The sequence below is a fragment of the Halomonas borealis genome (assembly GCF_004798905.1).
Classification (GTDB): Bacteria; Pseudomonadota; Gammaproteobacteria; order Pseudomonadales; family Halomonadaceae; genus Halomonas; species Halomonas borealis.
This window is the reverse complement of the sequence record NZ_SDMO01000004.1, coordinates 54260-74591: the sequence shown is the minus strand read 5'-3', so window position 1 is coordinate 74591 and position 20332 is coordinate 54260. Positions and strand designations below refer to the sequence as shown.

Here is a 20332-nt window from a genome sequence, read left to right as displayed (position 1 = left end):
GATGAGCACCTACTTCGTCACCGGCACCGACACCGACGCCGGCAAGACCCTCGTCGCCAGCGGCCTGCTGGCCCAGGCCCGCCGCCACGGCCTGACCACGCTGGGGCTCAAGCCGGTGGCCTCGGGCTGCGAGCCTACCGCCGAGGGGCTGCGCAACATCGACGCCCTGACCCTACAGGCCCAGAGCGAGCCGACCACGCCTTACGCCACCATCAACCCCCACACCTATGCGCCGCCCATCGCCCCGCATCTGGCCGCCCGGCAAGCCGGCGAGGTACCGACCCTTGGCGAGCTGGCCGCGCATGTCGCCTCCCCGCTGGCAGAGGGACGCGGCCTGACGCTGATCGAAGGGGCCGGCGGCTGGCGAGTGCCGCTCAACGACCACGAGGATCTCGCCGGCCTGGCACTGCGCCTCGAACTGCCGGTCATCCTGGTGGTCGGGCTCAAGCTCGGCTGCCTGAACCACGCCCGGCTCAGTGCCGAGGCGATCCGCGCCGATGGCCTGCGCCTGGCCGGCTGGGTGGGCAACCTGATCGACCCCGACTTCGCCGCCGACGAGACCAGCTACCACGACAACCTGACGACGCTCGAACGCAGCCTGGCCGCCCCCTGCCTCGGCGTCGTGCCGCGCCTCGCCGCCGACACCCCCGCGGCGCGCGCCGCCGCCGCCGCCGATCACCTCGAGTTGCCCAACGACGATTGACTTGCCGCCAGGCGTCCGTAGAATGTGGACGCCTGCCTGACCCGTGCGGATGTGGTGGAATTGGTAGACACGCGAGGTTTAGGTCCTCGTGCCTTCGGGCGTGGGAGTTCAAGTCTCCCCATCCGCACCATTCTCTTCTTTATTTTCAATATCTTACCGAACGACCAACAGCCAACATGGGCTGATTTTGGTCCGTTTTGGGTATGGTATGCTCAACATTTCCTGCCTAGCTTGAAGCCTGCTTCCACTCATATCGCTGCTGCCCCTGTGCAGCTAAAAGGAAGCTCGTCCCTAAACTCGCGAATGCCTGACGTCATTCATTGCTCGTAGGAACCCTCACAGCCAGGTGGCCCTAAGCGACCGGCGTCAGCAGGAACAGCCGGGGCAACTTGCCAAATGCTGACGGCGACGTCGCAAGCCAGCTCGTGGTGAAGCGGCCCCCACCCTTTGGACCACCTGGCAGGTCATCTAAACTCAGATCGGGTCATCATCGGGCATCAGAAAAGTGCCGGGGACAATCAGTACGCAATGCCCGGCTACCCTCGATTATTCGAGCTCCATCAGTGCCTTGATCCCAACCTGCATCTGACGGGCCTCCTTGAGAAAGGCGTCGACGGTCGGTCTCAGCGGGTCCCGAGAGTAGTGAAGCTCCAGTGCAATGGGCGGCGGTGCTAAGTGAAGCGGGATAAAGACACACCCTTCGCTCTGCAAAAAACGAATACAGGCCGGTGCGATGGCCACGCCCAGGCCGCTGGCGACCAGACTGATCAAGGTCTGCATCTGGGCCGGCTGGCGTATTACGCGGGGCGAATAGCCTGCTTCACCACAAGCACTGATGATCATGTCGAACAGGCCGCTGGCCTGACCGCGCTCAAACAACACGAACGCTTCCTGGGCCAGCGCCTTTAGCGACAGCCGTTGGAGCCCGGCCAAGGGGTGCGACCGGGGCAGCACGGCCATCAGGCGATCCTGATACAGCGACAGGCGCTCAAGCCCCAGAGTTTCAGGTTCGGGCAGCGGGCGAGAAAACCCCAGATCGATTTCCTGACGCGCGAAGGCTTCCAGCTGCTGCTGGGCCGTCATTTCGAAAAGCTCCAGATGCACATCAGGATAACGGGCACTGAACTGCTGGAGCAGAGTTGGCAGAAAACGTGCGGTGGCCGAGCTCATATAGCCGATACGTAGCTGGCCGGTATGGCCGCTGGCGGCGCGCGTTACCCGCTCACGGGCCTCCACCTCAAGCGCCAGCATACGACGGGCATCCTCCAGCAGAACCTCACCGGTGGCCGTCACTCTCACTTCGCGGGTACTGCGCCACAGCAACGGCACGCCCAGTTCCTCTTCCAGCTCGGCAATCTGGCGACTGATGGCCGGCTGAACCGTATGCAGGCGGCGGGCGGCGGCCGAGAAGTTGCGCAGCTCCGCCACGGCAACAAAGGTCCTGAGGGTCTTGAGCTCCATGGTGCCTTCCCAATTCATACAAATTAAGTATAAATCAAATACCATATAAACATTTCTGTTATCAAACAGAACGCCCTAGAGTCTCCGCACTGCTCACACCACGAGTAACGTCACGGAGACTTACCCATGTCATCGACTCATACCGATGAGGCGCCAACGCCAACCAGCGGACCAGAGGCACCGTCCTCTTTTCTGCTGCTGATGATGGCAGCGGCGGTCGCCTTCACAGCGGCCAACCTGTACTACTACCAACCCTTGTTGCCGGCGATGCGCGATGGGCTGGCGCTGAGCGACACGCTACTAGGCCTGGTGCCCTTTGCCACTCAGGTGGGTTATGCCGCGGCGATTCTGCTGATCTCGCCACTGGGCGATGTGATGCCACGTCGCCAACTGATTGCTCTGCTCTCCGGACTGTTGACGGGCGCCCTGGTGATGCAGGCGAGTGCCGGTCACGGCGTGGTGCTGGTACTGGGCACTTTCCTGATGGGTCTGGGGGCCAATATCACCCAGCAGCTGATTCCACTCGCCGCGTCCCTGTCATCATCACAGCAACGAGGTCGAGTACTGGGCACCCTGATGAGCGGCTTGACGCTGGGCATCCTGCTGTCGCGGGTGCTCAGCGGCGGGATCGCCGAGCACCTTGGCTGGCGTTTCGTGTTCTGGATGGCCGCTGCCGCCGCGCTGGTGTGGGGCCTTCTGCTGTGGCGGCTGTTGCCGAGGGAAAACGCACGGGCTTCCGGCATGGGCTATCTCGCGCTGATCGGTTCCATGGTGACGCTCTTTCGCCGACATGCCCTGCTGAGGGTCTCGGCGCTGACCGGTGCGCTGTGGTTCGCCGCCTTCAATGCCGTCTGGGCCAGTCTATCCCTGCATCTGACCAGCGCCCCGCTCGGGCTCAACCTCCAGCAAGCAGGCATGTTCGGTCTCGCGGGCATGGCCGGCATTGTCGGGGCCAAGGCGTCCGGTCGTTGGGTGGCATCGCTTGGCACCTGGCGGACCATGGGCCTGGCGCTGCTGGTACTGCTGACCGGCACCCTGATGCTGTGGGGCTTCCAGTACTCCCTGGTGGGCCTGGTGCTGGGCATCGTGCTGATCGACCTCGGCGTGTTCGCCGCCCAGGTCCCCAATCAGGTGCGGGTCTTCGCTATCGAGCCGTCGGCCCAGAGCCGTCTCAACGCCGTGTATATGCTGTTCTATTACCTCGGCGCGGCCATCGGCTCCGCCGCGGGGGTCAAGCTGATGACCGCCTACGGCTGGCCGGGCGTGATGACACTATGCGTCGCGCTGTCGGCGGGGGCGCTGCTGCTGCACGTTGCCATGCGCCGGGCCGATCCGAGCCGCGCACCGCAAGCCGCCTGAACCAGCCGGTCCCCTTCACCAGCGGGGCCGGCGCTCATAGCCAAAGGACTTACCGATGACGAGCACCTCTGCGCCCGCAACGGCGGCACTTTCCTCGCGGGGACGCTTTACCCTGCTGGCGGTAGCCTGCCTGACCATCATGGTGGGCACGGCGATCGCGCCGGGCCTGGCCGTGATTGCGACGGCCCTCGATGTCAGTGACTACGCCAGCTGGCTGATCACCCTGCCGGCGCTGGGCGTGATTCTTTTTGCGCCGCTGATGGGGCGGCTGATCGACCGTATCGGCGCCTATCCTGCCCTGCAGATCGGGCTGGCCAGTTATGGTCTGCTGGGCATGGCGGGGGCCTTCCTGAGAGGCCCGCTGCTGGTATTCGCCGACCGGATACTACTAGGTGGCGCCACCGCGCTAATCATGGTCGCCGGCACCAGCCTGATCTCGCACTGGCATCACGGCCGGGAACGCCTGAAGATGCTCGCCCGCCAGGGCATGGCCATTGAGCTGGGTGGCGTGCTGTTCCTCATGCTCGCCGGCGTCCTGGCGACCATCGGCTGGTACTGGCCCTTTGCCATCTATCTGCTGGCCTGGCTGATGCTGCTGATGCTGTGGGCATGGGTACCCCGCCACACGCCAGCGGACGAGGAAGCGGTGGCTGCGACGGATAGCGCCACGGTTTCAGGCATGGCCCGGATATACCTGACCGCCGTCGCCGCGATGATGCTGTTCTTCACCACCATCGTGTTGCTGCCGATGAGCTTATCCGGCATGGGCATGGGCGAGAGTGGTATTGGCTTCTTTTTGGCCGCCATCTCGCTGATCGCGGTCATGGCTGCCATGATGATGCCGCGCGTGGTAGGCCGGGTCGGCGAGAGCATCACCTTGTCACTGGCCTTTGCCAGCTTCACGGTCAGCCTGCTGATCTTCGCCCTGGCCCATTCCGTTGTGATCATGAGTCTCGGCGCGTTGTTTTCCGGCATCGGTTTCGGGTTATCGATTCCGCTGGTTAACCACATGACCGTGGAACGGACCCCCGTGGCGCTTCGTGGCCGCCATCTTGCCTACCTTTCCATGGCCATCTTCTCGGGCCAGTTCCTGACCTCGCTGCTCGAGTTCTTGCCCGGACAGGCTGAGCTGGTGTTTGGCGTCATGGCGGTGACGGGGAGTGTTTGTACGCTGATTTATCTATGGATTTGCTGCCGCGAACGCCAGTCGCTGCTGCCACGGCACTCCTGAGCGAACTGCCACTACTGGTTACGTTACCGACCACAGGACTACAGCTAAGCCCAGCCAGAACAGCGTAGCAACGATCTAATGCATCCATTGGTCGTCCTCTCTTACAGTAAATAAACTCCCCCCAAAGCTGGACACCCATCCCACCTTTGGGGGTTTTGGTGCTAATGACCGGATCCCGCTCAATCGACCGTCGGCACGCTTCTTGTCTCGAGTGGAACCTTACCTCACCACAGTAAACACCTTTATAGACTAACGGTTTACATGTAGGGTATAAGCCCTTCGACCGCCCGCACTCGTGCACACTGGCGGTGCCATCCATGATTGATCCTGGAGGCCCGATGACGTCCCCCGTCTGGCACCCCTACGCCCACCTCAAGACCCAGACTCCGCCCCCCAAGGTGGTCGGTGGTGACGGCCCGCGTTTCACCCTGGAGAGCGGCGAGTCGCTGCTCGACGCCACCTGCTCCTGGTGGTGCATGATCCACGGCTATCGCCATCCTCGGCTGGTCGAGGCGATTCAGCGCCAGGCCGATGAGCTGTGCCACGTGATGCTCGGCGGGCTGACCCATGAGCCCGCCGACAGCCTGGCCCGCGAGCTGGTGCGTATCACGCCCGAGGGGCTGAACCATGTGTTCTTCTCCGACAGCGGCTCGGTGGGCATGGAGGTGGCCATGAAGATGGCCGTGCAGTATCACTACCTGCGCGGCAAGCCGGCCAAGCACCGCATGCTGACGCTGATGAAGGCCTACCATGGCGATACCGCCGGCTGCATGGCGGTATGCGACCCCGAGGAAGGCATGCATTCGCTGTTCGCGGGCTTCCTGCCCCGGCACCACTTCGCCCCCGCGCCTGCCGCCGGCTTCGCGGCGAGCCGGGAGGATGTCCAACCCGATCTCGACGCCCTGCGCGACGTCCTGGAGGCGCATCATGAGGAGATCGGCGCGCTGCTGATGGAACCGCTGCTGCAAGCGGCCGGCGGGCTCAACATGGTCTCGCCACACTACCTGCGTGGCGCCCGCGAGCTATGCGACGAGTTCGACGTGCTGCTGATCTTCGACGAGGTCGCCACCGGCTTCGGCCGCACCGGCAAGATGTTCGCCGCCGACCACGCCGCGGTCACGCCGGACATCATGGTGCTCTCCAAGGGGCTGACCGGCGGCTATCTGGGCCATGCCGCGACGCTCGCCACCGACCGCGTGCACGACGCCTTCATCGGTGACAGCGAGCTGCATGCCTTCATGCACGGCCCCACCTTCATGGGCAACCCGCTGGCCTGCCGCGTGGCGCTGGAGAGCCTGGCGGTCTTCGAGGAAGACGACTACCTGGGTCGCATCGAGGCATTGAACGGCGTGCTGCGCGAGGAGCTGCTGGACGACGCGGGCCTCGCCGAGCATCCGCACGTCGCCGACGTGCGCGTGCTCGGCGCCACCGCGGTGATCGAGGTGCACGATGCCGACTCGCTCGAGGGTGCGGCCGACTTCGCCCGCACCCAGGGCGTGTGGCTGCGCGCCTTCGGTCGCTGGTTGTATACCATGCCCGCCTACATCACCTCCCACGACGACATGCGCCGCATCACCGATGCCATGAAGGGTTGGTTCCGCTCCCAGGCGGGGTAATTCCCGCCATGGCCGGCCTCGGGCTGGCACTCGCCGCAGCGGCGTGTCAGCCTGAGGAAAATCGTCACGGACACCCCTCCCATGAGCCTGAGCAAGACCCAGACCAGTTTCTATCGGCGTCTCTACGTGGCCCAGCTGATCGGCACCGGCACCGCCAGCGTCCCGGCGATCACCCGGGCCACCGGCATGCCGCGGCGTACGGCCCAGGACACCATCAGCGCCCTGGCCGAGCTCGATATCCACTGCGAGTTCGAGCCCGAAGCCGGCCAACGCCACAACATCGGCCACTACGTCATTCGCGACTGGGGCCCCATCGATCCGGACTGGGTGGCGCGGCACGCCGAACGGCTGCGCGAGGCCCTGGGCTATCCCCCACTGCCGGACGCATGAGGCCCGTCGGGCTCCTCGAGGGCCGCCACGATGCTTGCGGCACCGGCGAGCGCATCGTGGCCCCGCCCCACGACCTATGTTTTTCCGGACACGTGATATTTGTTAGGGTGCTATGAAAGTCACCTTCACAACCATCATCCGGAGACGCTCATGCAGATCGATCTGACCGGCAAGACCGCCATCGTGACCGGTTCCACCGGGGGCATCGGCTTCGCCATCGCCAAGGGGCTGGCCGACAGCGGTGCCAGCGTGGTGCTCAACGGCCGCCGGCAGGCCGCCGTCGACGCCGCACTGGAACGCCTGCACCAGCAGGTGCCGAAGGCCGAGGCCCGCGGCGTGGCCGCGGACCTCGGCGACGCCGAGGGCTGCGACGCGCTGCTGGCCGCCGAGCCCGAGGCCGATATCCTGATCAACAACGTCGGCATCTTCGGCCCGCAGGACTTCTTCGAGACGCCCGACGACGAATGGCAGCGCTTCTTCGATGTCAACGTGATGTCCGGCGTACGCCTCTCGCGGGCCTACTCGAGCGGCATGGTCGAACGCGGCTGGGGCCGCATCCAGTTCTTGTCGTCGGAATCGGCGCTGAATATCCCCGACGACATGATTCATTATGGCGTGACCAAGACCGCCTACCTGTCGTTGTCGCGCGGACTGGCCAAGCGCCTGGCCGGCACCGGCGTCACTGTCAACGCGGTGCTGCCGGGGCCGACGCTTTCCGAGGGCGTGCAGAGCATGCTCGCCGAACAGCAACAGGACAGCGGTAAATCGATAGACGAGATCGCCCGGGATTTCGTGATGGACCAGCGGCCAAGCTCGGTCATCCAGCGCGCGGCCAGCGTCGAGGAGGTGGCCAACCTGGTCGTCTACACCGCCTCGCCACAGGCCTCGGCCACCAGCGGCGCGGCCCTGCGCGTCGATGGCGGGGTGGTCGACAGCATCGCCTGACGCCGCTCTGCGGCATGCCACCCCCATGGCACACGCCTGGGGGCGGCCTCGCTGGGGCCCTCAGGCCGGCCCGCCGTCACTGCATGCGGATGCCACCGTCCAGGCGAATCACCTCGCCATTGAGCATGGGATTGGTGATGATCTGCTCGGCCAATCGGGCGTATTCGTCGGGCCGGCCCAGCCGCTTGGGAAACGGCACCGCCGCCGAGAGGGCCTCTACCGCGGCCTCGGGAAGATCCTCCATCATCGGTGTCTCGAAGACCCCCGGGGCGATGGCCATCACCCGGATGCCGTGGCGCGACAATTCTCGCGCCGCCGGTAGGCTCATGCTCGCCACCCCGGCCTTGGAGGCGCTGTAGGCGCACTGCCCCACCTGGCCGTCGAAGGCCGCCACCGAGGCGGTGTTGACGATCACCCCGCGCTCGCCATCCTCACCCGGCGCATTGGCCGCCATGGCCGCCGCCGCCAGCCGCATGACATTGAAGGTGCCCACCAGGTTGATCTGCTGAGTCCGCGCATAGCCGTCCAGATCGGCGGGCCGGCCCTCGCGATCGAGCAGCTTGGCCACGCTGACCACGCCCGCACAGTGCACGACCCCGGCCAGGCCACGCTCCCCTCCATGGGCCACCGCGGCATCCACCGCGGCCTGGATGTCGGCCTCGGAGGTCACGTCGCCGCGCACCGCGATGGCCGCCGTGCCGAGCCGCTCGGCCAGCTCATCCACGGCCTCGCTCAGGTCGCACAGCGCCACGCGGCCACCCGCCGCGACCAGTCGTTCGGCGGTCACCGCGCCCAGCCCGGAGGCGGCGCCGGTGATCAAAAAGGTGTTGTCCTTCACTTGCATGATGGCGTCTCCACGATGTTAAGGGGCAATCGCCGCCTTGTCGGCGGCATCCTCGCGCAGCTTGAAGCGCTGGATCTTGCCACTGGGGGTCTTGGGCAGGGTATCGACGAACTCGATCTCCCGGGGGAAGGCGTGTGTCGAGAGCCGTTCGCGCACCTGCCGGCGAATCTCGTCGGCCAACGACTCGCTGGGCTCGGCATCGTCACGCAGCACCACGTAGGCGCGAATGATCTCGCCGCGCAACGCGTCGGGCTGGCCGACGGCGGCCGATTCCGCCACGGCGGGATGCGTCAACACCGAGTTCTCCACATCGGTGGGCCCCACCCGATAGCCGGCGGTGGTGATGATGTCGTCATCGCGACCGGCGAACTGGAAGGTGCCGTCCTCGTGGCCGACCACCACGTCGCCGGTCAGGTAATAACCCGCGACGAAGGGATCCTTCTCCTGCCAGGTATAGCCGGTGAAGAAGTGCGCCGGGGAACGGGCGACATCCACCGCCAGCACGCCGGGCTCGCCCGCTGGCAGCTCGCGGTATTCGGCGTCGAGGATCGCCAGCCGGTATCCGGGCAATGGCGCGCCCATGCCGCCGACCGGCCGCGGATGCTCGAGGGCATGGTGATTGCAGCAGGTCATGCCGGTCTCGGTCTGGCCGTAGTGATCCATCACCGGACAGCCCAGCGCCTGCTCTACCCAGCTCACCACCTCGGTGTTGAGTGGCTCGCCCGCCGAGCTCGCCCGCCGCAGGTCGAGGCCGACATGGGCCTCATCGAATAACCCCGACGCCTTCATCAGCCGGTAGGCGGTGGGCGCGGCGGCGAAGTTGGTGATGCGATGGCGGCGCAGGAAATCTCGCGCCACCTCGGCGCTGAAGCCGGCCTCACAGAAGTGGGTGGTAGCACCCAGCAGCAGCGGGCCGGCGATGGCGTAGTAGAGCCCGTAGGCCCAGCCCGGATCGGCCATGTTCCAGAAGCGATCCTGGGGCTCGAGGCCCACGGCCAGTTCCATGTAGAGGGCGAAGGCCGGCAGTGCCGACAGCGGCACGGCCACACCCTTGGGCTTGCCCACCGTGCCGGAGGTGAACATCTGCAGGAAGGGCGCCTCCGGCGCTTGGCGCGGCGGCGGGGTGGCGATGGGCGCATGTTCCAGCGCGGCCGCCCAATCCAGGTCGTCGCCATGCTCGGCATCGGGGCCACCCACGGCAAGCACCGGCGGGCATCCGGCCAGGCCATCGAACTTGGCGCGATTGGTGGCATCGGTGATGAGCAGCCGCGTCGCGGCACGCTCCAGGCGATAGCCGACCGAGTCCGTGCCGAAGGCGGTGAACAGCGGCTGATAGACCGCGCCGATGCGCCAGGCCGCCAATATCGCGATCAACAATGACGGCGTACGCGGCAACATGCCGGCGATGCGATCGCCTTCACCCAGGCCCTGGCTGGCGAACCAGCCGGCGAGCCGCTCGCTGGCCGCCGCCAGCTCGGCATAGCTCAGGTGTGTGATCCGGCCATCGAGGCCTTCATGCACCAGCGCCGCCTCCTCGCCACGCCCCTCGCGCAGGTGACGGCCGCAGCAGGCCTCGAAGGCATTGAGCCGCCCATCGTCGTGGTCATCGAGCCGGGCGGTCACGGTGTCGACCGAGAAACGCTCGAGATAGGCCGAAAGATCGGAACGCGTCGCTGAGATGCTCATGGTGAGTCCTCCACGCCGGGCGGCTCCGAAGGCTCTGACGCCGGACGCCCCGCGATGCTTGTTGTTGTACGTGATCGCTCTGTGGTGCCTGCGGTGATGGCAAGACCTTGCTTTATTCCGTTAACGTAAACGTCAACCATGCATCACACCCGAACCAAGCTAGAGGTTTACCCTTGCCGGGGCAAGCGGGCGAGCCTTGCCCGCGACTAGACGATGGTCGCGCCCGTCATGCGGCGGGCGCGACGCTTCAGCCGCGCGGCGCCATCAGCATGCCGATGAGTTCGCCGGCCAGCTCGTCGGGGGAGCGCGCTCCCGCCGGGTCGTACCAGCGCACCGTCCAGTTCAGCGCGCCCATCACGAAGCGTGAGACCAGAAAACGGTCGCCGTGAATCAGGCCGGCGGCCAGGGCCTCATCGATGACGGCCTCCCACAGTGCCTCGTAAGCATCGCGCAGGTGGGCGAGATGGGCGCGCGCCTCGTCGTCCAGGCGGCGCCATTCATAGAGCGCCACCACATGGGCGTTGCGATCGGTCAGCAGGGTCTCCAGGTGGGCTCGCGCCATGGCATGCAACCTCGCCTCGGGGTCGCGGTCGCATGTCTCGAGGGCGTCATGGGCGATGGCGATGGCGTTGCGCGTGCCCGCCTCGATCACCGCGGCCAGGATCTCCTGCTTGTCGCGGAAATGGTGGAAGAGACTCCCCGACTTGATGCCCATTTCCTCGGCCAGCATGCGGACCGTGGTGCGATCGAAGCCTTCACGCACGAACAGTCGAGCGGCCTGGCGGGTGAGCTCCTTGCGGCGCGGAGAGTCATTCATTACATTCATCCGTATTCACACTAGCGCTTGCTTGGTTATATCGAGAAAACCATAGCCTCATCGGCGGGTCAACGCGCGCTCGCCGGCCCTCATCACGCTCCCTATCCAACAATCCATACTGAGAGCCACGCCATGAGTGATTCACGAGACATCGTCGTTCTTTCCGCCGCTCGCACGCCCATGGGCGGCCTGCAGGGCGGCCTTTCCGCCCTCTCCGCCCCGGCGCTCGCCGCCACCGCGATCCGCGCGGCCATCGAGCGCGCCGGCATCGCGGCCGACAGCATCGACGAGGGGCTCATGGGCTGCGTGCTGCCCGCCGGCGTCAAGCAGGGTCCGGCGCGCCAGGCCATGCGCCAGGCCGGTATCACGGATGCCGTCGGCGCCACCACCATCAACAAGCTGTGCGGCTCCGGCATGAAGGCCACCATGCTGGCCCATGACCTGATCCGCGCCGGTTCGGGCGAGCTGATGCTGGCCGGCGGCATGGAGTCGATGTCCAACGCGCCCCATCTGCTGCCGGCATCACGGACGGGCTACCGGCTGGGCCACGCCGAGCTCAAGGACCACATGTTCCTGGATGGCCTGGAAGACGCCGAGACCGGCCAGCTGATGGGCGGCTTCGCCCAGCAGATCGCCACCGACCGCGGCTATTCCCGCGAGCGCCTGGACGACTTCGCCATCGCCTCGCTGGAGCGCGCCATGGCGGCCACCAACGCCGGCCACCTGGCCGCCGAGATGGCCCCGGTCACCCTCTCCGACCGCCACGGCGAAAGCGTGATCGAACACGACGAACAGCCCTTCCAGGCGAAGCTCGACAGGGTCCGCTCGCTGCGCCCGGCCTTCGCCAAGGACGGCACCATCACCGCGGCCAATTCGAGTTCCATCTCCGATGGCGCCTCGGCGTTGCTGCTGGCCAGCCGGGCCGCGGCCGACAAGGCCGGCGCCAGCCCGATCGCCCGCGTGCTCGGCCACAGCACCCACTCGCGGCATCCCAGCGAATTCACCCTCGCCCCGGTAGGCGCCATCGACAAGCTGATGTCACGCCTCGGGTGGGGCGTCGACGATGTCGACCTGTTCGAGATCAACGAGGCCTTCGCGGTGGTCACCTTGATCGCCATGGACGACCTCGGCCTGCCCCACGACAAGGTCAACGTGTTCGGCGGCGCCTGCGCCCAGGGCCATCCCATCGGCTCCACCGGCTCGCGGATCATCGCCACGCTGATTCATGCCCTGCGCACCACCGGTGGCCGACGCGGCATCGCCAGCCTGTGCATCGGCGGTGGCGAGGCCACGGCGGTGGCCGTCGAGGTAAGCGACTGACGGCGACACGGGCACGGCTCGCCCTTCGGCCATCGATGGGCGTCACCGACATCGATACCATGGCCTTCCCCGGCGGCCACCGGCCGCGGTCTTCCAGGAGTTCGCCGAGCGCATGCCCTTCGCCCTGTCACGCCGTTCCGCCCCCCGCCATCCGCTGGCGATCATCGTACTCGCCCAGCTGTTCGGCACCTCGCTGTGGTTCAGCGTCAACGGCGTGGGGCTGTCGCTGGCCACCGACCTGGGGCTCACCGACGCCGACCTGGGCCGCCTGACGCTGGCCGTCCAGGCCGGCTTCATCCTCGGCGCCCTGGGGCTGGCCGCCAGTGGCCTCACCGATCGCTTCCGCGCCAGCCGGCTGTTCGCCGCGGCGAGCCTCGCCGGCGCTGTGATCAACGCCGGTTTCGTGCTGGCCGCCTCGCAGCCGACGCTCGCGCTGCTGCTGCGCTTCGCCACCGGCCTGTGCCTGGCCGGCATCTACCCGCTGGGCATGAAGCTGGTGATCGGCTGGACGCCCAAGCATACCGGCGCGGCGCTGGCCTGGCTGGTGGGGATGCTGACGCTGGGCACCGCCCTGCCCCACCTGCTACGCGGCGCCACCCTGGGACACCCCTGGCAATGGCCGCTGCTCGGCGCCTCGGGGCTGGCGCTGGTCGGCGGCGCCCTGGTGGCGGCGCTGGGCGATGGCCCGCATCTGCCGCCTCCCGGCGGCCGGGCGAGGCTTCGCGAGGGGCTCGCCGCGCTGCGCGACGCCCGTTTCCGGGCCGTGGCCGGCGGCTATTTCGGCCACTGCTGGGAGCTCTACGCGATGTGGACCCTGACGCCGTTCCTGGTGAGCCGCGAGATCACCCGGCTCTCGGCCTCGCCGGCGCTGGTGCCGTGGTTCTCCTTCGCGGTCATCGCGCTAGGCACGCTGGGCTGCGTGCTCGGCGGACGGCTGAGCCTGCGCCTGGGCAGCCTGCCGATCGCCCGTAGTGCGCTCGCCGTCTCGGGGCTGATCTGTCTCGCCTATCCGCTGCTGGCCGAGGCCCGGCCCGAGTTCTTGCTGGCGCTGCTGGCGCCGTGGGGGCTGAGCGTGATCGCCGACTCGCCCCAGCTCTCCGCCCTGGCCGCCGCCAATGCGCCACGCGACCACATCGGCTCGACCCTGGCGGTGATGAACGCCATCGGCTTCAGCCTGACGCTGCCCGGCATCTGGTTGACCACCACGCTGTGGGCCGCGCAGGGCCCATGGGCGGTCTGGTGGCTGTTGCCAGGCCCTTTGCTGGGCCTCTGGTGCCTACGCCGCCGCTCGCCCCACGACGCGACGACCTGACCCTCGGCCCGCGTCGCCATCGCTTTTGCGTCACAGAAACGATGCCATCAGCCATAACGCCCGGTGATGTAGTCCTCGGCCTTCTTGGTCGCCGGGTTGGAGAACATCGTCTGGGTATCGTTGTACTCGACCAGCTCGCCCAGGTGGAAGAAGGCCGTATAGTCGGCGACCCGCGCGGCCTGTTGCATGTTGTGCGTCACGGTGATGATGGTGTATTGGCGCTTCAGCTTGTCCATCAGGTCCTCGATGGTGGCCGTGGAGATCGGGTCCAGGGCCGAGCTCGGCTCGTCCATCAGGATGACCTCGGGGCGCACGGCGATCGCCCGGGCGATGCACAGGCGCTGCTGCTGGCCGCCGGACAGCGAGGTACCGGGCTCCTGCAGCTTGTCCTTGACCTCCTCCCACAACCCGGCGTCGCGCAGCGCGCGTTCCACCAGCTCGTCGACGTCGACCTTGCGACTGACCAGATCGTGCATGCGCGGCGCATAGGCGATGTTGTCGTAGATCGACTTGGGGAAGGGGTTGGGCTTCTGGAACACCATCCCCACGCGGCGACGCAGGGCCACCTCGTCCATCCGGGCCTCGTTGACGTCACGCCCGTCCATCTCGACCAGGCCCTGGAGGCTCACGCCAGGAATCAGGTCGTTCATGCGGTTGAGGCAGCGCAAGAAGGTCGACTTGCCGCAGCCGGAGGGACCGATCAGCGCCGTGATGTTGTGCTGATAGACGTCGATGTCGATGTTCTTGAGCGCCTGGGTCTCGCCATACCAGAGGTTCAAGTCGCGGACCCGCACGCTCAGTTCATGCTGGGCATTGTCGTTTCTGACCATCGGCTGGCCGGTACCCTGCCCCGCCGCGGGGCCCAGGCTGCGCTCGGAAACTGGCATATTCATCATGGTGAGTCCTGTGTCGGGTCGCAGGGTCGTCAAGGCGTTACCAGCGACGTTCGAAGGTCTTGCGCAGTACCACCGCGGTGGCATTGAGAGAGATCAGCACGGCCAGCAGCACCAGGATGCCCCCGGAGGTCTTCTCGACGAAGGCGCGCTCGGGCTCGCCCGCCCAGGTGAATATCTGCGCCGGCAGCACCGTGGCCGCCTCGCTGAAGGAGGCCGCCACGTCGGGAATGAAGGCCACCATGCCGACGATGATCAGCGGCGCCGTCTCGCCCATGGCCTGGGCCAGGCCGATGATCGAGCCGGTCATGATGCCCGGCAGGGCCAGCGGCAGGACATGGTCACGCACCACCTGCCAGCGCGAGCAGCCGACGCCGAAGGCGGCATGGCGGATGCTGTCCGGCACACTGCGCAGCGCCGTGCGGGTGGCGATGATGATCACCGGCAGGGTCATCAAGGCCAGCGTCAGGCCGCCGACCAGCGGCGAGGAACGCGGCACCCCGAACACGTTGATGAAGATCGCCAGGCCCAGCAGGCCGAACAGGATCGAGGGAATCGCCGCCAGGTTATTGATGTTGATCTCGATCAGCTGGGTGAGACGGTTGTCGGGCGCGAACTCCTCGAGATACACCGCGGTCATCACGCCAATCGGGAAGGCCACGGCCAGCGTCACCAGCAGCGTCATCAGCGTACCCATGGCCGCCGAGGCGATACCGGCAAGCTCCGCCATCTTGGAATCGCCGCGGGTAAAGAAGCCGCTGTTGAAGCGCAACTCGGCGCGCCCATCGGCCTGCAGGCGTTCCACGACCGCCGCTTGCCCGTCACGCAGCCCGGTATGGTGGCCCTTCAAGTACTGGTCGACCGCGCTGTCGGCCAGCACCCACTCCTTGCGCGTGGTGCCGAGCAGCTCGGGGTTGTCTTCCATGCGCCCGGGGATCAGGCGCAGGTAGCCACGGCTGACCAGCGGGCGCACGTCTTCCTGGACGGCGGCCAAGGGCAGTTCGGCGGCGCGTTCGTTGTAGTCGACCTGGACCTGGATCTGTGCCTGCTGGAAGGCCGGCAGGCCCTTGGCCAGCATGTCGCCGAAGAACACCACCAGGAACAGGGCCGCCAGCCCCAAAGCGCCCATGGACATCCACTTCAACCGGGTGGTCTTGCGATGACGACGCCGGAGCTGGGCGCTGATCTCGTCGAAGGATTGGCTCATCGGAATGGCTCCCAGCGTTAGAGGTTGTTGATCCGGTACTTCTCGCGGAACCGGCGGATCATGATCACCGACACCAGGTTCAGCGACAGCGTCACCACGAACAGCACCAGCCCCAGGGCGAAGGCCGAGAGCGTTTCCGCGCTAGCGAACTCCTGATCGCCGGTCAGCGAGGCGACGATGCGCACCGTCACGGTGGTCATGTCCTCGAGTGGATTGGCGGTGAGATTGGGCCGCATGCCGGCGGCCATGACCACGATCATGGTCTCGCCCATCGCCCGGGACATCGCCAGCAACGCCGCGGAGATGATGCCCGGCAGCGCCGCCGGCAGCACGACGTCGCGGATGGTCTCGCCCCGGGTCAGGCCCAACGCCAGGGAGCCCTGGCGCATGCTGTCCGGCACCGCATTGATCACGTCGTCCGACAGCGAGGAGATGAACGGGATGATCATGATGCCCATGACGAGGCCCGGCGCCAGGGCGTTGTTGAAGGAGGCATCGAGGCCGAACAGGCCCGCCACATCGACCAGTATCGGCGCCACGCTGATGGCCGCGAAGAAGCCATAGACCACGGTAGGAATGCCGGCCAGGACCTCGAGCACCGGCTTGGCCAGGGTGCGCACCCGCGCCGGTGCGAACTCGGCCATGTAGATCGCCGCCAGCAGGCCCACGGGGATCGCCACCAGCATGGCGATGGCGGTGATCATGAAGGTACCGGCGAACAGCGGGATCGAACCGAACTGTGCGGCGCTGGCGCCTTCCTCGGCGCGCCCCGCGGCCTCCAGGAAGCTGGCCCCCGGGTTCCAGGTAGTGCCGGTGATGAAGTCCCAGAAGCTCTGCATCTGGAAGAAGCGGATGGCTTCGCCGACGATGGAGATCAGGATACCGAAGGTGGTGAAGATCGAGATCAGGGCGGCACCAGCCAAGCAGCCATGCACGACGCTCTCGAGGGCCTTGCGCGCATGGAAGTCGGGGCGCACCCGCCGCAGGCCGGCGAACAGCCCGACGCCGCCGACGCCCAGGCTCGCGGCCAGCAGATATGGCGTGGGAATCTCGGCACCCAGCAACAGCATGGCGATGCCCCCTAGCGCGCCGACGGCGATGGCGGGGCCGGCGGTGGAGAGCACGCTGAACCAGGCGTATTGATCGGGCTGTGCGTGCATCGCGGTGCCGCTGGCACGCACCCTGACGGCCTTGTAGCGCCCCGCCAGGTAGGCAATCAGGCCCAGCACCAGCAGTGTGCCGCAGAACAGGGCGAAGAGTTGGTTGGTCGGCATGGTGGTCTCTCGGCTGAAAGAATCCGCGGGGCGCCAAGCCCGGCACCCCGTCGGAACGCGAGCCGGCCGACGGCCCGGGGCCGCCGGCCGGCTCGGGGCTTAGCCCCGTCCCTTAGTCGATATCGGCCAGTTCGAGCGGCTCGTGGTTGGCGACGGCATCACGCGCCTCGCTACGCAGCGCTTGCGGCGCCGGGATCAGGCCGACACCCTTGAGGTAGCCCAGCTCCCCGATCATCTGCTCGCTCATGAACATCTCGGCGTAGGCGTTCATGGCCGGCACCTCGTCGGCATGCTGATTCTTCACGTAGAAGAACAGCGAACGAGACACCGGATACTCACCGCTGCCGATGGCCGCAGGCGTCGGTTCGACACCACCGATGCTGGCGCCGATCAGGCTGTCGGCGTTCTCTTCCAGGAAGGAGTAGCCGAAGATACCGAAGGCATTGGTATTCTCGGCCAGGCGCTGAACGATCAGGTTGTCGTTCTCGCCGGCGTCGATGTAGGCGCCGTCGGCGCGAATATCGGTGTAACCCTCACCGCCATAGACCGCCATGTCCTCCGAGGCGGCCTCCATCACCAGCTCCTCGAAGGCATCACGCGTACCGGAGGTGGTAGGCGGGCCATAGACGGCGATCTCGCGGTCCGGCAGCGAGGCGTCGATGTCGCTCCACCGGGTGTAGGGGTTGTCGACCAGCTCGCCCTCGACCGGCACCTTGGCGGCCAGGGCCTTGAAGATCTGCTCGAGGGTCAGGTCGATGGCGGGATTGGCGTTGGACTCGGCGAAGGCGATGCCGTCATAGCCGACGAAGGCCTCGGTGATGTCGGTGACGCCGTTGTCGGCGCAGCGCTCGAACTCGGAGGGTTTCATGCGGCGCGAGGCGTTGGTGATGTCAGGCGTCCCTTCACCGATGCCGTTGCAGAACAGTCGCAAGCCACCGCCGGAGCCGGTGGACTCGATGACCGGCGTCGGGAAGTCGGTGGTGGCACCGAACTCCTCGGCCACGTAGCTGGCAAACGGATACACCGTGCTGGATCCGACGATGCGTACCTGATCGCGGGCCTGGGCGACACCGGCGATACCCATGACGGCAGCGGCGATGGCGGTGGTCTGGAGGATACGGTTCATGGAGAGAGCTCCTGGTCGGGGAAGAAATCATCCTGTCGCGGGACACACGATGCCCCACGAAAATGACAGCTTCATGACAACCAGGACGCACTAAGCGACGGGAAGGATCGCCTTCAGATCAAAAGCCCCAGGGCCGCCAGGCTACACAGCAACAGCGATGCCTGTTGCAGGCGACGCCGGTCAAGGCGGGCCGCCGCGCGTGCGGCCAGCCGGTTGCCGAGCCACAGGGCCGGCAAGAAGGTCGCCGACACGCCCAGGTGCCAGACCGTCACCCGGCCCGCCAAGGCCAGGGTCAAAAGGGTCATCAGCGACGTGATCAGAAAGAAGGCCGCCAGGTTGCCGCGCACGCGATCCGGCGCCATGCCCTGCATCAACAGGACCATGGGCGGCCCCCCGATGGCCGCCACGGTGCCGAACACGCCGGAGAGCAGGCCCGCGACGAACAGGGTCAACCGATTGAGCGGCAGGCGCGCGCGGCTCAGGCTGACCGCCACCGCAAACAGCACGCCGATAGCGATCCAACGCTCCAGCCAAACCGTCGACGCGGTCACCAGCAACGCAAGCCCCAGCGCATTGCCCGGCAGGCGCCCCAGTAGCGCCATGCCGATCTCGCCCAGGTGCACCTCGCGGCGATAGTGACGCAGCATCAACAACGAGAGCATGAAGCCCATCAGCAATAGCGTCACCGGCACCAGGCGCGGCTCGAGCATCAGCAACAGCGGCGCCCCGACCACCGCCAGGCCGAAGCCGGTGGCTCGCTGCACGAAGGCCCCCAATACCAGAACCGACGCACAGCCTGCCCAGCGCCAGAGAGGCATGTCGAGCCATATCAGCAAGCCGTCAAGCATGCGTGGGGCACCCCACCAGCCGACGCAGGGCCAGGTTGCCGATCAGCGATACCCCCAGCATGGTCAACACCATCGGCCAGGCACTGTTGACCTCGAAGGCACTGACCGCCGCCCCGGCCAGGGCGCCACTGGTGAACTGGATGCAACCCAGCAGTGCCGTGGCGGTGGCGCTCATGTGACTGAAATGCTCGAGCATCGAGGCGATGGCGTTGGGTGTGATCAACCCCACCATGCCCATGAACACCATGATCAGCGGTACCACCGTGAACAGCGAATCCAGCCCGCTCGCCACCAGCGCCACCAGCGCCAGCGCCACACAGAACTGCACGCCGAGCCCCAGGCGCATGTTCTGCTGGGGCGTGCGGCGGCGCAGCAGACGGATGTTGAGGCGGTTGGAGGACGCCATGACCACCACATTGGCGCCGAACACCAGCGGATAGACCGCCGGCGAGGCGCCATAGTGGGTCATGTAGAGAAACGGCGAGCTGGTGATGAAGGCGAACATCCCCGAGAAGGTCGACGCCACCGACAGCACATAGCCCATGGCCTCGCGATGGCGCAGCACGCTCCAGTAATTACGCAACACCTGCCCCGCCGAGGCCACCGGGGCATCGACGGGACGGGTCTCCGGCAAACGAGTCCCCATCAGCCACAGCAGGAAGGCCGCATAGACCGCCAGGAAGGCGAAGATCAACCACCAGTCGGCCAGGTAGAACAGGCCACTGCCGACCGCTGGCGCCACCAGCGGTGCCAGCATCAGGATCATGGCCATGGTCGACATCACCTTGGCCGCCTCGCGCCCGCTGAAACAGTCACGCACGATGGCCGCGGAGTTGACCACACAGGCACCCCCACCCAGGGCCTGAACGAAGCGCCAGGTCAGCAGTTCACCGAGGGTCTCGATACGCATGATCATCAGGCTGGCCAGCAGGAACACCACCAGCCCGCTGAGCAACACCGGACGACGCCCCAGGCGGTCCGACATCGGGCCACCGAACAACTGCCCGAACGCGAAACCCAGCAGGAACACGCTGATCGACAGCTCGGTATGATGGACACTCGCCCCGACCGTGTCGGCCAGCGCGGGCATGGCCGGCAGATAGGCGTCGATGGCGAAGGGAGCCAGGGCGGTGTTGGCGGCCACCAACAGGGCCACGCGTCGAGCACTGAGGGTCAAGCGACCTCCTAGAGAATTCCACAAGGGGGCTAATGATAACGTAACTGTCTCATGGGTGCCTGCGGCGCCTGTTTTCGCTGCGCGGCGCTTGCTACAGTGGTTCCCAGACACGAGGAGGATTCA

18 protein-coding genes and 1 tRNA gene are annotated in these 20332 nt (G+C 66.6%); 9 read left to right on the top strand and 10 right to left on the bottom strand.

From position 1 onward, the window contains the following. Position 1: 1 nt before the first annotated feature. Both bioD and ETC07_RS05855 read left to right on the top strand, forming a co-directional pair. The gene (gene bioD / locus ETC07_RS05860; RefSeq protein ID WP_136247573.1) at positions 2-703 is read left to right on the top strand and encodes a dethiobiotin synthase; all 702 of its coding nucleotides are present in this window, start codon (positions 2-4) and stop codon (positions 701-703) included. A 45-nt stretch (positions 704-748) separates the two neighbouring features. After that, a tRNA-Leu gene (locus ETC07_RS05855) sits at positions 749-833 on the top strand. A gap of 416 nt (positions 834-1249) precedes the next feature. On the opposite strand, the gene ETC07_RS05850 is transcribed toward ETC07_RS05855, so the two are convergent. After that, complete coding sequence (locus tag ETC07_RS05850; protein ID WP_168709173.1) at positions 1250-2164, bottom strand: LysR family transcriptional regulator; 915 nt, start codon at positions 2162-2164, stop codon at positions 1250-1252. Positions 2165-2290: 126 nt separating this feature from the next. Here ETC07_RS05850 and ETC07_RS05845 point away from each other — a divergent pair, with 126 nt between their 5' ends. From ETC07_RS05845 to ETC07_RS05825, 5 genes are all read left to right on the top strand, one after another. Further along, the gene (locus ETC07_RS05845) at positions 2291-3523 is read left to right on the top strand and encodes an MFS transporter (protein ID WP_136247571.1); all 1233 of its coding nucleotides are present in this window, start codon (positions 2291-2293) and stop codon (positions 3521-3523) included. 55 nt (positions 3524-3578) lie between these two features. Beyond that, positions 3579-4754 (top strand): MFS transporter, encoded by a 1176-nt coding sequence (locus ETC07_RS05840; protein WP_136247570.1) that lies wholly within the window; start codon positions 3579-3581, stop codon positions 4752-4754. A gap of 338 nt (positions 4755-5092) precedes the next feature. Continuing rightward, the gene (gene bioA, locus ETC07_RS05835; protein ID WP_136247569.1) at positions 5093-6370 is read left to right on the top strand and encodes an adenosylmethionine--8-amino-7-oxononanoate transaminase; all 1278 of its coding nucleotides are present in this window, start codon (positions 5093-5095) and stop codon (positions 6368-6370) included. Positions 6371-6451: 81 nt separating this feature from the next. Next, on the top strand, positions 6452-6760 hold the full coding sequence (locus ETC07_RS05830; protein ID WP_136247568.1) for a winged helix-turn-helix domain-containing protein: 309 nt from the start codon (positions 6452-6454) through the stop codon (positions 6758-6760). Between the two features lie 150 nt (positions 6761-6910). Next, on the top strand, positions 6911-7705 hold the full coding sequence (locus ETC07_RS05825) for an SDR family NAD(P)-dependent oxidoreductase (RefSeq protein WP_136247567.1): 795 nt from the start codon (positions 6911-6913) through the stop codon (positions 7703-7705). 76 nt (positions 7706-7781) lie between these two features. Here the strand turns inward: ETC07_RS05825 and ETC07_RS05820 are convergent, their stop codons facing one another. The 3 genes from ETC07_RS05820 to ETC07_RS05810 form a co-directional block, all read right to left on the bottom strand. Beyond that, positions 7782-8549 (bottom strand): SDR family NAD(P)-dependent oxidoreductase, encoded by a 768-nt coding sequence (locus tag ETC07_RS05820; RefSeq protein ID WP_136247566.1) that lies wholly within the window; start codon positions 8547-8549, stop codon positions 7782-7784. Between the two features lie 18 nt (positions 8550-8567). After that, positions 8568-10235, bottom strand: coding sequence for an AMP-binding protein (locus ETC07_RS05815; RefSeq protein WP_136247565.1), 1668 nt, complete (start codon positions 10233-10235; stop codon positions 8568-8570). 247 nt (positions 10236-10482) lie between these two features. After that, a complete protein-coding gene (locus ETC07_RS05810) occupies positions 10483-11052 on the bottom strand; it encodes a TetR/AcrR family transcriptional regulator (RefSeq protein WP_136247564.1) in 570 nt (189 codons plus the stop codon). Positions 11053-11184: 132 nt separating this feature from the next. On the opposite strand from ETC07_RS05810, the gene ETC07_RS05805 reads away from it, so the two are divergent. Both ETC07_RS05805 and ETC07_RS05800 read left to right on the top strand, forming a co-directional pair. After that, positions 11185-12372: an acetyl-CoA C-acyltransferase gene (locus tag ETC07_RS05805; protein ID WP_136247563.1), complete on the top strand. Its 1188-nt coding sequence runs from the start codon at positions 11185-11187 to the stop codon at positions 12370-12372. A 112-nt stretch (positions 12373-12484) separates the two neighbouring features. Continuing rightward, positions 12485-13684 carry an MFS transporter gene (locus tag ETC07_RS05800; RefSeq protein WP_136247562.1) on the top strand — a complete coding sequence of 400 codons (1200 nt, stop codon included), beginning with the start codon at positions 12485-12487 and terminating at the stop codon, positions 13682-13684. Positions 13685-13731: 47 nt separating this feature from the next. Here ETC07_RS05800 and pstB read toward each other — a convergent pair whose 3' ends face one another. The 6 genes from pstB to ETC07_RS05770 form a co-directional block, all read right to left on the bottom strand. Further along, on the bottom strand, positions 13732-14514 hold the full coding sequence (gene pstB / locus ETC07_RS05795) for a phosphate ABC transporter ATP-binding protein PstB (protein ID WP_136247700.1): 783 nt from the start codon (positions 14512-14514) through the stop codon (positions 13732-13734). A gap of 103 nt (positions 14515-14617) precedes the next feature. Beyond that, a complete protein-coding gene (gene pstA / locus ETC07_RS05790; protein WP_136247561.1) occupies positions 14618-15784 on the bottom strand; it encodes a phosphate ABC transporter permease PstA in 1167 nt (388 codons plus the stop codon). Positions 15785-15801: 17 nt separating this feature from the next. Beyond that, positions 15802-17058 (bottom strand): phosphate ABC transporter permease subunit PstC, encoded by a 1257-nt coding sequence (pstC, locus tag ETC07_RS05785; RefSeq protein ID WP_136247560.1) that lies wholly within the window; start codon positions 17056-17058, stop codon positions 15802-15804. Between the two features lie 112 nt (positions 17059-17170). Further along, positions 17171-18184 (bottom strand): PstS family phosphate ABC transporter substrate-binding protein, encoded by a 1014-nt coding sequence (locus ETC07_RS05780; RefSeq protein ID WP_136247559.1) that lies wholly within the window; start codon positions 18182-18184, stop codon positions 17171-17173. A 113-nt stretch (positions 18185-18297) separates the two neighbouring features. After that, a complete protein-coding gene (locus tag ETC07_RS05775; RefSeq protein WP_136247558.1) occupies positions 18298-19032 on the bottom strand; it encodes a sulfite exporter TauE/SafE family protein in 735 nt (244 codons plus the stop codon). Further along, the gene (locus ETC07_RS05770) at positions 19025-20209 is read right to left on the bottom strand and encodes a multidrug effflux MFS transporter (RefSeq protein WP_136247557.1); all 1185 of its coding nucleotides are present in this window, start codon (positions 20207-20209) and stop codon (positions 19025-19027) included. The genes ETC07_RS05775 and ETC07_RS05770 overlap by 8 nt, the downstream gene beginning before the upstream one ends. Between the last annotated feature and the right edge of the window lie 123 nt (positions 20210-20332).

Bases quoted from the DNA above. Each gene is read 5' to 3' on its own strand.
- bioD (WP_136247573.1), top strand. From the start codon at position 2: ATGAGCACCTACTTCGTCACCGGCACCGACACCGACGCCGGCAAGACC.
- ETC07_RS05850 (WP_168709173.1), bottom strand. From the start codon at position 2,164: ATGGAGCTCAAGACCCTCAGGACCTTTGTTGCCGTGGCGGAGCTGCGC.
- ETC07_RS05845 (WP_136247571.1), top strand. From the start codon at position 2,291: ATGTCATCGACTCATACCGATGAGGCGCCAACGCCAACCAGCGGACCA.
- ETC07_RS05840 (WP_136247570.1), top strand. From the start codon at position 3,579: ATGACGAGCACCTCTGCGCCCGCAACGGCGGCACTTTCCTCGCGGGGA.
- bioA (WP_136247569.1), top strand. From the start codon at position 5,093: ATGACGTCCCCCGTCTGGCACCCCTACGCCCACCTCAAGACCCAGACT.
- ETC07_RS05830 (WP_136247568.1), top strand. From the start codon at position 6,452: ATGAGCCTGAGCAAGACCCAGACCAGTTTCTATCGGCGTCTCTACGTG.
- ETC07_RS05825 (WP_136247567.1), top strand. From the start codon at position 6,911: ATGCAGATCGATCTGACCGGCAAGACCGCCATCGTGACCGGTTCCACC.
- ETC07_RS05820 (WP_136247566.1), bottom strand. From the start codon at position 8,549: ATGCAAGTGAAGGACAACACCTTTTTGATCACCGGCGCCGCCTCCGGG.
- ETC07_RS05815 (WP_136247565.1), bottom strand. From the start codon at position 10,235: ATGAGCATCTCAGCGACGCGTTCCGATCTTTCGGCCTATCTCGAGCGT.
- ETC07_RS05810 (WP_136247564.1), bottom strand. From the start codon at position 11,052: ATGAATGACTCTCCGCGCCGCAAGGAGCTCACCCGCCAGGCCGCTCGA.
- ETC07_RS05805 (WP_136247563.1), top strand. From the start codon at position 11,185: ATGAGTGATTCACGAGACATCGTCGTTCTTTCCGCCGCTCGCACGCCC.
- ETC07_RS05800 (WP_136247562.1), top strand. From the start codon at position 12,485: ATGCCCTTCGCCCTGTCACGCCGTTCCGCCCCCCGCCATCCGCTGGCG.
- pstB (WP_136247700.1), bottom strand. From the start codon at position 14,514: ATGGTCAGAAACGACAATGCCCAGCATGAACTGAGCGTGCGGGTCCGC.
- pstA (WP_136247561.1), bottom strand. From the start codon at position 15,784: ATGAGCCAATCCTTCGACGAGATCAGCGCCCAGCTCCGGCGTCGTCAT.
- pstC (WP_136247560.1), bottom strand. From the start codon at position 17,058: ATGCCGACCAACCAACTCTTCGCCCTGTTCTGCGGCACACTGCTGGTG.
- ETC07_RS05780 (WP_136247559.1), bottom strand. From the start codon at position 18,184: ATGAACCGTATCCTCCAGACCACCGCCATCGCCGCTGCCGTCATGGGT.
- ETC07_RS05775 (WP_136247558.1), bottom strand. From the start codon at position 19,032: ATGCTTGACGGCTTGCTGATATGGCTCGACATGCCTCTCTGGCGCTGG.